The 12,922-nt window shown below is 58.6% G+C and carries 12 protein-coding genes; 2 read left to right on the forward strand and 10 right to left on the reverse strand.

Annotated elements, in window-relative coordinates:
• Window position 1: 1 nt before the first annotated feature.
• The 5 genes from yacG to pilB are packed head-to-tail and all read right to left on the reverse strand — an operon-like array spanning window position 2 to window position 4,613.
• A complete protein-coding gene (gene yacG, locus DU29_RS0120545; protein WP_028623372.1) occupies window positions 2-202 on the reverse strand; it encodes a DNA gyrase inhibitor YacG in 201 nt (66 codons plus the stop codon).
• On the reverse strand, window positions 199-822 hold the full coding sequence (gene coaE / locus DU29_RS0120550; protein WP_028623373.1) for a dephospho-CoA kinase: 624 nt from the start codon (window positions 820-822) through the stop codon (window positions 199-201). The genes yacG and coaE overlap by 4 nt, the downstream gene beginning before the upstream one ends.
• Window positions 819-1,691: a prepilin peptidase gene (locus DU29_RS0120555; RefSeq protein WP_028623374.1), complete on the reverse strand. Its 873-nt coding sequence runs from the start codon at window positions 1,689-1,691 to the stop codon at window positions 819-821. Before DU29_RS0120555 ends, coaE begins: the two co-directional genes overlap by 4 nt.
• A 1-nt stretch (window position 1,692) precedes the next feature.
• On the reverse strand, window positions 1,693-2,910 hold the full coding sequence (locus DU29_RS0120560; RefSeq protein ID WP_028623375.1) for a type II secretion system F family protein: 1,218 nt from the start codon (window positions 2,908-2,910) through the stop codon (window positions 1,693-1,695).
• 2 nt (window positions 2,911-2,912) lie between these two features.
• Window positions 2,913-4,613 (reverse strand): type IV-A pilus assembly ATPase PilB, encoded by a 1,701-nt coding sequence (pilB, locus tag DU29_RS0120565; protein WP_028623376.1) that lies wholly within the window; start codon window positions 4,611-4,613, stop codon window positions 2,913-2,915.
• A 227-nt stretch (window positions 4,614-4,840) separates the two neighbouring features.
• Between pilB and DU29_RS0120570 the strand changes: the two genes are divergently transcribed.
• Both DU29_RS0120570 and DU29_RS0120575 read left to right on the forward strand, forming a co-directional pair.
• The gene (locus DU29_RS0120570; RefSeq protein ID WP_028623377.1) at window positions 4,841-5,248 is read left to right on the forward strand and encodes a pilin; all 408 of its coding nucleotides are present in this window, start codon (window positions 4,841-4,843) and stop codon (window positions 5,246-5,248) included.
• A 320-nt stretch (window positions 5,249-5,568) separates the two neighbouring features.
• The gene (locus DU29_RS0120575; protein WP_028623378.1) at window positions 5,569-5,922 is read left to right on the forward strand and encodes a BON domain-containing protein; all 354 of its coding nucleotides are present in this window, start codon (window positions 5,569-5,571) and stop codon (window positions 5,920-5,922) included.
• Window positions 5,923-6,192: 270 nt separating this feature from the next.
• Here DU29_RS0120575 and DU29_RS0120580 read toward each other — a convergent pair whose 3' ends face one another.
• The 5 genes from DU29_RS0120580 to DU29_RS0120600 all read right to left on the reverse strand — a co-directional run.
• Complete coding sequence (locus DU29_RS0120580; RefSeq protein ID WP_028623379.1) at window positions 6,193-6,489, reverse strand: DUF2845 domain-containing protein; 297 nt, start codon at window positions 6,487-6,489, stop codon at window positions 6,193-6,195.
• Complete coding sequence (locus DU29_RS0120585; protein WP_028623380.1) at window positions 6,489-9,440, reverse strand: DUF748 domain-containing protein; 2,952 nt, start codon at window positions 9,438-9,440, stop codon at window positions 6,489-6,491. The genes DU29_RS0120580 and DU29_RS0120585 overlap by 1 nt, the downstream gene beginning before the upstream one ends.
• Window positions 9,441-9,533: 93 nt before the next feature.
• On the reverse strand, window positions 9,534-10,550 hold the full coding sequence (locus DU29_RS0120590; RefSeq protein ID WP_028623381.1) for a class I SAM-dependent rRNA methyltransferase: 1,017 nt from the start codon (window positions 10,548-10,550) through the stop codon (window positions 9,534-9,536).
• Between the two features lie 96 nt (window positions 10,551-10,646).
• On the reverse strand, window positions 10,647-11,516 hold the full coding sequence (locus tag DU29_RS0120595; protein WP_028623382.1) for an oxygenase MpaB family protein: 870 nt from the start codon (window positions 11,514-11,516) through the stop codon (window positions 10,647-10,649).
• Window positions 11,517-11,662: 146 nt separating this feature from the next.
• On the reverse strand, window positions 11,663-12,922 hold a 1,260-nt coding region (locus DU29_RS0120600; protein WP_028623383.1), incomplete at its 5' end, for an acetate--CoA ligase.

A 12,922-nucleotide genomic window follows, 5' to 3' on the forward strand; every position in this document is an offset into this window, starting at 1 on the left:
GTCAATGACGCGGCTCAAAATCTTCGCTGAACAGATCGTCTTCGGCGTCCGGGCTGACCGGGATCTTGTGTTCTTCCGAGGCCCACGCGCCCAGGTCGATCAGTTTGCAGCGATCGGAACAGAACGGCCGGAACGTGCTGTTTGGGGTCCATTCGACCGGGGCGCCACAGGTTGGGCATTCGACGGTTGGGGTTTGGCTCATGACTGGCCTCCACGCAAAGTTAGGTAAAAGTGATGCAGACGCTCGATCTCGCTGTGCAGCCAGGCGAGGTCGCGGTCATTGACCACCACATCGTCGGCATGGCTCACGCGATCCTGGCGGCTGGATTGCGCCTTGAGGATCGCCTGGACCTGTTGCTCGCTGGTCTGGTCACGTTGCAAGGTGCGCTCAATCTGCAATTGTTCAGGGGCGTCGATCACCAGCACGCGCTGGGTCATGCTGTGCTGGCCGGACTCGATCAGCAGCGGCGACACCAGAATCGCGTAAGACGATTGTGCCTTGCCCAGATGTTCGACGATTTCTTCAGCGATCAGCGGATGCAGCAGCGCTTCGAGCCACAAGCGCTGTTCCGGCACTTCAAAAATCAGTTTGCGCAGGGCCGCGCGATCCAGCTGGCCATCGCCTTGCAGCACGCCGGGACCGAAATGTTCGACGATTTTCGCCAGCGCCGGACGGCCCGGCTCGACCACCCAGCGCGCTGCGTGATCGGCGTCCACCACGTGCACACCAAGGCTGATGAAGTGCTCGGCGGCCGCGCTTTTGCCGCTGCCGATGCCGCCGGTGAGGCCAAGAATCCAGGGTGTTTTCACAGGGGTTTTCATTGCAAACCGACAAACTGCCAATAGAAGGCGGTTATTTGACCACCCCAGAGCAAGGCAATCCAGCCGGCAATGGCCAGATAAGGTCCAAAAGGGATCGGCGTCGAGGTTTGCGCGTTACGCAGGCGCAGCATGATCAGGCCAATCACGGCACCCACCAGTGAAGACAAGAGCAGCGTCAGCGGCAAAATCTGCCAGCCGCCCCAAGCGCCCAACATCGCCAGCAGCTTGAAATCGCCATGGCCCATGCCGTCCTTGCCGGTTATCAGCTTGAACACCCAGAACACCGACCACAAGGCCAGATAACCGGCCACTGCGCCCCACAAGGCTTCCGTCAGCGGCACGAACAGCCCGAAACTGTTGACGATCAGGCCGAGCCACAACAGCGGCAGCACCAGCACATCCGGCAGCAATTGATGCTCGGCGTCGATCAGGCTCATCGCCAACAGGCCCCAGGTCAGCAACAGCACCATCAGCGCCGGCCAGCCGAAACCGAAATGCCAGGCAACGAACCCCGACAGCACGCCGCAGGCCAGTTCGGTCAGTGGATAGCGTTTGCTGATGGGCGCCGCGCACCCCGCACAGCGTCCGCGTAAAAACACGTAACTGAGCACCGGGATGTTTTCCCACGCGCGGATACGATGGTCGCAATGCGGGCACTGTGAGTGCGGCAACAGCAGGTTGTAGGTCGGCAGCGCGGGCTCGGCGGGCAAACCGAGCATGTCGAGGGCTTGCGCGCGCCACTCACGGGCGAGCATTTTCGGCAGTCGCCAGATCACCACGTTAAGGAAGCTGCCGACCAGCAGGCCAACGATGCAGGCAATAACGATGAAGGCCAGCGGATAGACAGTCAGGATTTCATTCAAAGGCATGTCAGATCGCTGAGCCGAGTTGGAAGATAGGCAGGTACATCGCAACCACCAGACCGCCGACGATGACGCCGAGGACGACCATGATGAAGGGCTCCATCAGGCTGGTGAGGTTGTCGACCATGTTATCCACTTCGGCCTCGTAGAAACTGGCGACCTTGTCGAGCATGTCGTCCAGTGCGCCGGACTCTTCGCCAATGGCTGTCATTTGAATCGCCATGTTGGGAAAGATCCCCGAGGTGCGCATGGAGAAATTCAGCTGCATGCCCGTCGACACATCCTGTTTGATGCGCAACACCGCGCGCTTGAAGACGATGTTGCCGGTGGCACCCGCTACCGATTCCAGCGCCTCCACCAGCGGCACGCCGGCAGCGAACGTGGTCGAGAGGGTGCGTGCATAGCGAGCGACGGCAGACTTGTACATCAGCGTGCCAACCAGCGGCACTTTCAGCATCCAGGTGTCGGTGCGGTCCCTGAAGGCCTGGGACTTCTTGAAGGCATGCCGTACGCCGAATATCGCCGCGATCAGCAGGCCAAGGATCACCCACCACCATTCCTGCAGAAACTCCGACAGGCCTATGACCATCACGGTAAAACCTGGCAGTTCCGCGCCAAAACCTTTAAACACCGATTCGAACTGCGGCACGACCTTGACCAGCAGGATCCCGGTCACAATGATCGCCACGAACACCACCGCCGCCGGGTAAGTCATCGCCTTCTTGATTTTGGCTTTGAGGGCTTCGCTTTTCTCTTTATAAGTGGCGACGCGCTCCAGCAGGGTATCCAGCGCACCCGCCTGTTCACCGGCGTCGACGAGGTTGCAGTAGAGCTCATCGAAATATTGCGGATTTTTGCGCAAGGCTGCGGCGAAGCTGTTGCCTGCCGCGACTTCCTGTTTGACCTCGTCGACCAGTTTGCGCATGGCCGGGTTGTCGAAGCCTTCGCCAATGATGTCGAACGACTGCAACAGTGGCACGCCGGCTTTCATCATGGTCGCCATCTGCCGGGTGAACAGGGCGATGTCCTGCGCCTTGATGCGTTTGCCCAGGCTCAGGATCGACGCGGACTTCTTGCGCACCTTGCCCGGGTTGATGCCTTGCTTGCGCAGTTGCGCCTTGATCAGCGCCGGACTCTGGCCGGTGAGCTCGCCGGCCATTTTCGTGCCTTTCTTGTCCGTACCTTCCCAGCTGTAAACACTGATTTTTGCTGCTTTGACCGCCATGTTCAATCCTTGGTAACCCGGTTGATTTCCTCAAGGCTGGTGATGCCTTGCATGGCCTTGATCAGCCCGGAAGTACGCAGGTCGTTGAAGCCGTCCTTGCGCATCTGAATATCGATTTCCAGTGAATTGCCCTCGGCCATGATCAAGCGTTGCAGGTCCGGCGTGTTCTTCACCACTTCGTAAATCCCCACACGTCCTTTATAGCCACCGTTGCAGTGATCGCAGCCGACTGGCTCATAAATGGTGAACGAACCGAGAAGCTCTTCGGGGAACCCTTCCTTGATCAGCGCTTCGCGGGGGATGTCGATGGGTTTCTTGCAATGGCTGCACAGTTTGCGGGCCAGACGCTGGGCAATGATCAGCGTGACCGAGGTGGCGATGTTGAAACCCTGAATGCCCATGTTGTGCAGACGGGTCAGGGTTTCGGCGGCGCTGTTGGTGTGCAGGGTCGATAACACCAGGTGACCGGTCTGCGCAGCCTTGATCGCAATCTCTGCGGTTTCCAGGTCGCGGATCTCACCGACCATGATCACGTCAGGATCTTGACGCAAAAATGAGCGCAACGCCTGGGGAAAGCCCAGCCCCTGTTTGGGATTGACGTTGACCTGGTTGATGCCTTCCATGTTGATTTCCACCGGGTCCTCGGCCGTGGAGATGTTGATGTCCACGGTATTGAGGATATTCAGGCCGGTGTAGAGCGACACGGTTTTACCCGAACCGGTAGGGCCGGTGACGAGGATCATGCCCTGCGGCTGTTTGAGGGCAGCCATGTACAGGTCCTTCTGACCGGGCTCATAGCCGAGTGCATCGATACCCATTTGCGCGCTGGTGGGGTCGAGGATCCGGATCACCACTTTTTCGCCCCACAGGGTCGGCAAGGTGTTGACCCGGAAGTCGATCGACTTGCTCTTCGACAGACGCATCTTGATTCGCCCGTCCTGAGGTTTGCGCCGCTCGGAAATATCCAGGCTGGCCATGACCTTCAGGCGCGCGGCGATGCGCGCGGCCAGCTGGATCGGCGGCTTGGCGACTTCGCGCAGCATGCCGTCGGTGCGCATCCGCACGCGGTAGGTTTTTTCGTAAGGTTCGAAGTGCAGGTCGGAAGAGCCGCTTTTGATGGCGTCGAGCAACATCTTGTGGACGAAGCGCACCACCGGTGCGTCATCGGCATCCTGCCCGGCGATGGATTCCTGGCGGTTGTCGTCGCCCGACTCGATGTTCACGCCATCAAGGTCGACATCGGCCATGTCTTCGAGGCCGGTGCTTTGGTTGTCGAAGAACTTGTCCAACGCGTCCGAGAGCTTGTCGTCTTCGACCAGAATGGCTTCGGTGCCGAGCCCGGTGCTGAACTGGATATCGTTGATGGCTTGAAGATTGGTCGGGTCGGAAACGCCGACGAACAGCTTATTGCCGCGTCGCCACAGGGGCAGCGCGTGGTGCTGGCGGAGCAGTTTCTCACTGACCAGGCCGGTGGGCTGGGACTCTTTGTCTAGGCAGCTGAGGTCCAGCAACGGCATGCCGAAATGCTCCGAAGCAATCTCGGCCACCTGGCGGCTGCCCACCAGTTTGTTCTGCACCAGATAACTGATCAGGGAGGTTTTGCTGCGCTGAGCTTGCTCATACGCCTGTTGTGCGCTTTTTTCAGTGATCAGTTCGGCCAGGACCAATTGCTTGGCCAGGCCGCTTAGGGCGATATCGTTCATGGGGATTCCGGACGCAAACTATGCATGACTTATAGCGTAGTCAACCGGCGGAGCCAAACCATGGATGCCGAGGTGACAAAAATTGTCAGAAAGTGCGGACGGTGGGGGTAGGAAAGGGCGCTCTGAGGTTTTTCGCGCGCGGCCGACTGCGGGTAACGGCTTTGGCATGAGCTGTGCTTTGGGCTAATCAGATCATGGGATTTTGACTCATGCACCGGAGCTTGTTAATGAACACACAGAAAGGTTTTACCCTTATCGAGCTGCTGATCGTGGTGGCGATTATCGGGATTTTGGCGACGTTTGCTTTGCCGGCTTATTCGAAGTATCAGGCGCGGGCGAAGGTGACGGCGGGGTTGGCGGAAATTTCTGCGTTGAAGGTGAATTATGAGGACAAGCTCAATTCCGGCACTGCTGCTCCTGCTGTAGCGGATATCACAAGCAATGCCAATACCACGCACTGCACAATTACAGTAGCAACAGCTCCAGCCACCGGGATCGTCTGTACTCTGAAAGGGGCGCCACCCGCAGTTGCCAACTCTACTGTTACCCTGACCCGTGATGCTGCTGCTGGGTGGTCTTGCAAAACAACCGCTACAGCGGACTACGCGCCAGCTGGTTGCCCTACAGGCACCTGATAAATGCTTCATAACGAAATGCCCGCCTCTTAAAGGCGGGTTTTTTTTGCTGATTGATAAAGTTTTCTTACAGAAGGCTCAGCAAGAGTAAAAACCTTAGAAATTCATGGCCTTACGCCCACCCCAAATCCCGCAACTTGCATGTCGATAATTTCCAACTCATGCAAAATGCATGATTCCGAAAATCAACCATCTCCATAACCTATTGATTTATAACAAATAAAATCCTGTCTCAAAGTTGGCACACCCTTCGCAACATACCCAGTAACCCTGCTGACAACACACGCAGCAGACTTTAAAGAAAAACAGGAGTTACTCGTATGAAGAAGTTCGCTATCGCTGCCGCTACTGCTACCGCGCTGACCCTGACCATGGCCAACGCTGCCTTCGCCGCCACTCAGGCATCCCAGGCTCCAATGGTTCTGGCCGCCGGTGAAGTGACTGAAGCAAAAGAAGTTACCTCCGACACCTGGATCACCACTAAAGTCAAAGCTGATCTGGTTACCGAAAAAGGCATTCCTGGTACCGACATCAAGGTAGAAACCAACAAAGGCGTTGTTTCCCTGTCGTCGACTACTGCAGTGACTGATTCGCAAAAAGACGTTGCAGTCGCTATTGCCAAGAAGATCAAAGGCGTTAAAGCGGTCTCCGCTGACGGCCTGAAATCCGAGTAAGTTAAGACTTCTCGCCTGAACCGGGAGAAGGCGCGGTAGACGAGCCGAGTCATACGTCTACCGCAACTGAGAGTTCATGCGACGGCCACAAGGATTGTGGCCATTACAGGCCCCTGACATGCGTGTCCGGGGCCTGTTCTATTGTGGGCAACGCAAAACCTGTAATTGGATGGACTCGCCCAAGCCGAGGCGTCAATGCGCCACGGTGGCAGTCTAAACAGCCATCGACAGCGAGGGCGAGTCCATCCAATTACAAAAGCGCTCGGTGGCTCAATTGCCGCGGTTGCTGGTGATTTGTTTCAGGCGATTACCTTCGAACCGCAGGTACTGATACATCCCGCCGTTCGGACCGTAAGTCCATTCCTCGACCTGAAACTCTTCCCGCCGGTTGGCGCTGCGCTTGTAGCCCAGCACATCGCGACTCACTGGCTCTCCGCATTTTTGCAGAACCTCGCCCGAGCGATCGCCGACGCTGACCAAGTGGCTACCGCAACGCAACGTATTGGCGGCCATCGTATGACTGGCGGCAACACTCAGTATCAGGCCCAACACAAAACGTTTGATCATCACTCGGCATCCAGGTGCAGAGGCGTAACCACGCGGCCATCGCTCTCGGGTTCACCGAGGCTGGAGTCGATGAAGTACACGCGGTCGTCGGCCAGCTGACCTTTGTCGACTAGGTAATCCTTGATGCTGCTGGCACGGTCCTGGCCGAGCTGACGCAGCAAGACTTCGCTGGAACTCCAGAACGCGATCACACCCTCATGCATTTTCGCCGTGCGCTCTTCCTTGCCGAGGTCCTTCCATTCCGTCGGTGGCTGGGTTTTCAATCGGGTGCGGTAGATGCCTTCCAGCAACGCACCTTTCTCGCCCTCGGGCACCTCGAGCAATGACGCTTGCGCCGGTACTTTGTCGCCGCGACGCTGGAGCATCTTGTAGTAGTTGTACTGGTATTCACGTTCCAGGCGCTCATTGGCAATCAGCGGGCCGTCGCTGCGAGCAGCGGCAGTGCCTTCAATTTCCAGACGCAGGGTCGGACGTTCTTTCAGCGCCTGTGACAGTTTGATCAGTGAACCCTCGGCATCCTTGTTCAATTCGCTGGAACCGGCCGCAAACGACACCGTGCCCAGATCTTCCGAACCGCCGCCCCTGACCAGACCACCTATCATCTTGAAGGGCGCCGCAGCGGCTTTGACGATCAGATTGCGCAGGGTCTGCCAGACAATCGGCATGACGCTGAACTGCGGATTGTTGAGGTCGCCAGTGACCGGCAACTCGATGGAAATCTTGCCGTCGACATCCTTGAGCAGAGCGATGGCGAGCTTCAGCGGCAGGCTGGTGGCGTCGGGGCTGTCGACCTTTTCACCCAGTTGCAGCTGTTCCACCACCACTTTGTTTTCGGCTTTGAGCTGGCCTTTGGTGATCATGTAATGCAGGTCGAGATTGAGCCGACCCTTGCGGATGCGGTAACCGGCGAATTTGCCGGAGTAGGGCGTCAGCGTGGTCAGTTCTACACGCTTGAAACTGGTGGCGATGTCGAGGCTGGCCATCGGGTCGAACGGATTGACCGCGCCCTTGATGGTCACCGGTGCATAGCGGTCGACCTTGCCTTTGATGTCCACCGTCGCCGGTTTTGCCTGGCGGCTGTCGATGGTGCCGATCTGGCCATTGAGCTGTTGCACGGCCGTGGCGAAATTCGGCGTCAGGCTGAAGTCGGCGAAATTCGCCGAACCGTCATTGATGGCAACACCGCCCACGTGAATACCCAGCGGTTTTTCCCGGTTGGCGGGTTTGCCTGGGGTCGTCTTGGCGGTTGAATCCGCCGGCTGCGGAATCAGCAGATCATCGACGTTGGTGGTGCGGTCGTCGTTGATCATGAAGCGCACATAGGGCTGGAACAGGTTGACCTTGGCAATCGTCAGGCTGTCGCCGTGCTGGTAATTCAAGCCTTCGAGCACCAGTTGCTGCCACTTGAGAAAGTCGCGGGTTTTCAGGGTGTCGAGGGTGTGCAGTTGATCAACCTGGGCTTTGCCGGTGACGCTGAATGCCAGCGGCTCGGTGCTTTTCAGGTCCACCGCCAGATCACTGCCGAGCATGCCGCTGCGCAGCTCGAGGCGGATAAACGGATTGATGTAGGACTGTGCGATCCGCAGGTCAATGTCCCGGGTTTGCACGTTCAATCTGGCACTGACCGGGGCCAGATTGACCTGACCATCTGCCATCAGTTTGCCTTGCTTGCCCACGCCAGTGTCGAGCTTGAGCGCGAAGGGCGAACCGTTGAGACTGTCGAAATTCTGCAAATCAAGATTCAGCGGGCCGACATCCAGCGCCACCACGGGCTGCGCTTTGCGGTCTTCCAAATGCACTTGGTAGTCGCGCAACTGCACGTCTTTAAGCAGCACTTGCCACGGTTTGCTCGGTGGCGTCGGTTCTGCCGCAGGTGAATCGGCGGCGGCCGGCGTGTCGACCGGTTCGGCGTTGGCCTTGGCGGCCTCTTTGGACGGTTGGCTGGCAAACAGTTTTTGCCAGTCGAGTTGCCCGTCCGCTTCGAGCGCTGCCCAGGTTTCCAGTTTCTGGCTGCGGATCTTGCCAACGATCACTTGCTGCTTCGCCAGATCGACGCTTGTCTCGCTGAGGTCCAGGCGTGCAAGCCTCGCCAGTGGGCGGCCATCCGGCGCCTTGATGGCGAACGGTGCAACGTTGAGCGCGACGTTGCTCAGCAGCAGTTCGGTTTTCTTGGACAGGTTCAGCTTGTAGTCGGTGCTGAGGCTGAAGACGCCGTCCTCAAGCACCAATGGCACAGCGTCACGCACATAAGGCCAGAAGGATTTCATTTTGCCGTCGGTAATCTTCAGCTTACCCTCGGAGGCGATCGGGATCAGGCTGAAATTTCCGGTCCAGTCGATCTTGCCGCCTGCCGGGCCGACGGCCACCAGCGTCATGTCGGCGCTGTCTTCAGGCAAGGTGCTGAGATTATTCAGTTCGAAATCGAGCTGGTCGTAGAGAAACTCGATCGGTTCGCTCGGGCGTTCATCCTTGAAGTGCACGGAACCGTCGGCCAGTTTGATGCGCTCGATGCGCAGCGGGAACGGTTTGGCGTCCGGGTCGGCAGGGGTTGGCTCGCTGGCGGGCACTTTGAACAGCCCCAGCAGATTCAGCTTGCCGTCCTTGCCGAAGAGGATTTCGGTTTTGGATTTGTCGAGCTCGATGTCGGACAAATGCAGCGCTTTGGTCCAAAGGCTGTCGAGCTGCAGATTCGCGTACAGGCGTTCGAAGCCGATCTGCTCTTTGCCCGGCTCGCCGACCACCAGACCCCACAAGGTGACTTCAAGGCTGAAGGGGTTGATTTCGATCCGTTGAAGTGTCGCGGGCGTCGTCGCGTAGTTGGCCAGTTGCTGATTGGCCACACGCAACGCGATGCCCGGCAAAATCAAAAAACCCAACAGGCTGTAGAGGGCCAGAGCAGTCAACAGTGCGCCGAAAGCGCGGATCAATCCTTTGGGCATGTGCGGCTTCATCTGTCTGAATCGGAATGCCTTGGAGTATGGCACGCGAATCCGGTTCCGAAGCCACCTCGCGTTATAGGATTTATCTGAAAGTTTCTCTGGTTTTCACAGCTGCAGGATCAGGGTTTTCAGCGGCGGTTGTTGATCCATTGACGGGAAATCGCCGCCCGGCTTCATCACCGTCCACTCACGCACTGGCCGTCCGGCTTTCTCCGCGCAACGCAAAACCTGCTCGCGCCAGTCGTCCATGCTGACTTTCGCCAAATTGTTGCAACAGATCAGCACGCCGTCGTCAGCGGTGGTCAGCAGTGCCGGTTTGAGCAGGCTTTGATAGTCGCGCAACAGGTCGACTGTGCCGAACGCGCTCTTGGCCCAGGCCGGAGGATCGAGCAGCACCAGATCGTACTGACGTTGTTCGAGGCGCTGATAACTTGGCAGTTTTTGCCCGCGACGCTGGCTGATCGGCAGGCCGGCGAGTTGGCGGATCGCCGGAAAATAGTCCGACTGGATGAACTGCATGGTCGGCAGCTGCGGGTTGAGCAGCCCGTTCTCGCGACCGACGGCGAGATTGCCCTCGGCGAAATCCAGGTTGCACACCTCACTCGCGCCCCCCGCTGCTGCGCTGAGGCCAACGCCACAGGTGTAGGCAAACAGGTTCAGCACGCTTTTGTTCTTGCTGTGCGCCTTGACCCAGCCGCGCGTGTTGCGCAGGTCGAGGAACAGCAGCGGGTCCTGGCCGGCATGGCGACCACGGACGCGATAATTCAAACCCCATTCGTGACCGATCAAGTCTTGCAGCGCAGCCTCGTCGGCGCGGTAGACGTTGTCTTCCCGGTCAATGCGCGAATTGCCTCGTGAGCGATCGTTGTAGACCAGCAGGGTATCGAGGCCCAGTTGCTGATTGACGATGGCGTGCAACTGCAAGAGAGCGTCATGTTCGAGCGACTGGTGAAAGCTTTGCACCAACAGTTGCGGGCCGTAACGGTCGATGGTCAGACCACCGGCGCCTTCCTGGCTGCCGTGGAACAGGCGGTAGCAATCGGTGCCTTGCTGATGCAGTTCGGCAAGCAAGTCCTGGCGATGATCGAGGGCGGCGCGCAGCGCCTGATTCAAGGAAGACATGCTGGGCGCCTTGCAGGAGGGAATTTGGCGCGGGAGTTTAGCAGTTACTGAGCTTCAAGCTTCAAGCTTCAAGCTTCAAGCTTGCAGCTCTGAGCGTCAGCTCAGCCCCATCCGCCGTCGCGCCCGTTGCACCGAACCATTACGAACCGCCCAGCGCAGCATCGGCGCGCTGCGGTTGACGCTGGCGCGGATCATTTTGCGTTGCAGCAGATTTTGCCTGACGCCGAGCATGTCGCTCGCCCAGTCCGGCAGCAAATCGATCCCGGCCTGCATCATCAGACCGCCGAACGGCTTGGCGAGACGACTCGGCGCAGGCGCATTCAGCAGCAGTCGCAAGACTTCGCGGCTGCGCGCATCGCACAGCAGTTGCGGACGGATTCGTTCAAGGTAATCGGCAATTTGCTGTCGCGAGCGTGGCACATCACGGGCGCCGAGGCGTTCGGCAATCAGCGCGATTTCGTCGTAATAACGGTCCTGATCGTCGAGCGATAAATCCGGATTGCGATAACGCAGATGCGCCGCCATAAAGTTGCTGACTTCGGCCACATGCACCCAGGTCAACAGGTCTGGATCACTGGCCGCATAAGTCCGCCCATCCGGCGCTGTGCCGGTGACCTGCAAGTGAATGGTGCGCACTTTCTCGATCAACCAGTCGGCATCCTGGCGCGAGCCGAAGGTAGTGCCTGAAATGAACTGCCCGGTGCGGCGCAACCGACCGAGCATGTCCTCGCGAAAATTCGAATGGTCCCAGACCCCGGCCAGTGCGAGCGGATGCAGGGCCTGGAGCATCAACGCACTGATGCCGCCGATAAGCATGCTGCTGAAATCACCGTGGATTTGCCAGCTCACCGAATCGGGGCCGAACAGGCCGGGATCGCCTTTGGGGTTTTCCAGATCAAGCTTGCCGAGGGATAGACCAGTAAGGCTCATGACCTGGGTTTCGATGCGGCTGCGGATAAATTCCATGGCGACTCTGTGGTGAAAAAGAAGCTCCATGTAGGGGCGAAGCTTGCTCGCGATAGGCTCAAGCGCGCCGCGTTTCCTCAGGAGACCAGCGTTACCGTTCACGCCATCGCGAGCAGGCTCGCTCCCACCGGGGAGCTGCGTACAGATTATTGATTCAAACGTTTATCCACCAGGTCCTGCACCACGCTCGGATCAGCCAGCGTAGACGTGTCGCCCAGTGTATCGAGCTCGTTGCAGGCAATCTTGCGCAAAATCCGCCGCATGATCTTGCCGGAACGGGTTTTCGGCAAGGCCGGCGCCCACTGAATCAGGTCCGGCTTGGCGAAACTGCCGATTTCCTTGCTGACGTGAGCCAGCAGTTCCTTCTTCAACTCGTCATTGGGCTCGGTGCCGTTCATGGGGGTGACGAAGGCGTATATGCCTTGGCCTTTGACGTCATGGGGATAACCTACGACGGCGGCTTCAGCGATGCTGTCATGCACTACCAGCGCACTTTCCACCTCGGCGGTACCGATGCGGTGCCCGGAAACGTTGATCACGTCGTCGATGCGCCCGGTGATCCAGTAATCGCCATCCTCGTCGCGACGAGCACCGTCACCGGTGAAATAGTAGCCGGGGTAGGGTTTGAAATAGGTGTCGACCATCCGTTGCGGATCGCCATAAACGCTGCGAATCTGCGCTGGCCAGCTGGATTTGATCGCCAGCACGCCACTGCCGGCGCCTTTCATTTCCTTGCCCGTTTCATCCAGCAGCACCGGTTGCACGCCGAACATCGGTTGCGTGGCGCAGCCGGGTTTGATTCGCTGAGCGCTGACCAATGGGCTGAGCATGATGCCGCCGGTTTCGGTCTGCCACCAGGTGTCGACGATTGGGCAACGCTGTTCGCCGACCGCGTTGAAGTACCAGTCCCACGCTTCGGGGTTGATCGGTTCACCGACGCTGCCGAGTAATCTGAGGCTGGCGCGGGACGTTTCCTTCAGCGGTTCGGCACCTTCGCGCATCAGTGAGCGCAGGGCGGTCGGCGCGGTGTAGAAGATATTCACGTGGTGTTTGTCGATGACCTGCCAGAAGCGCGAGCTGCTCGGGTAGCTCGGCACGCCCTCGAAGATCAGCGTGGTAGCGCCATTAGCCAGCGGACCATAGACGATGTAGCTGTGACCGGTGACCCAGCCGACGTCGGCGGTGCACCAGAACACTTCATCGTCGCGGTAATCGAGTACGTATTTGAAGGTCATCGCCGCTTGCAACAGGTAACCGCCGGTGGTGTGCAGCACGCCTTTGGGCTTGCCGGTGCTGCCGGAGGTGTAGAGGATGAACAGTGGATCTTCTGCGTCCATCGGCTCGGGCGGGCAATCGTCGCTGACGTCGCGCAGGGCTTGGTGATACCAGATGTCCCGGCCTTCGAG

Origin of the sequence: Pseudomonas sp. Ant30-3 (genome assembly GCF_000690905.1) — a bacterium.
In the GTDB taxonomy this organism is placed as follows: domain Bacteria; phylum Pseudomonadota; class Gammaproteobacteria; order Pseudomonadales; family Pseudomonadaceae; genus Aquipseudomonas.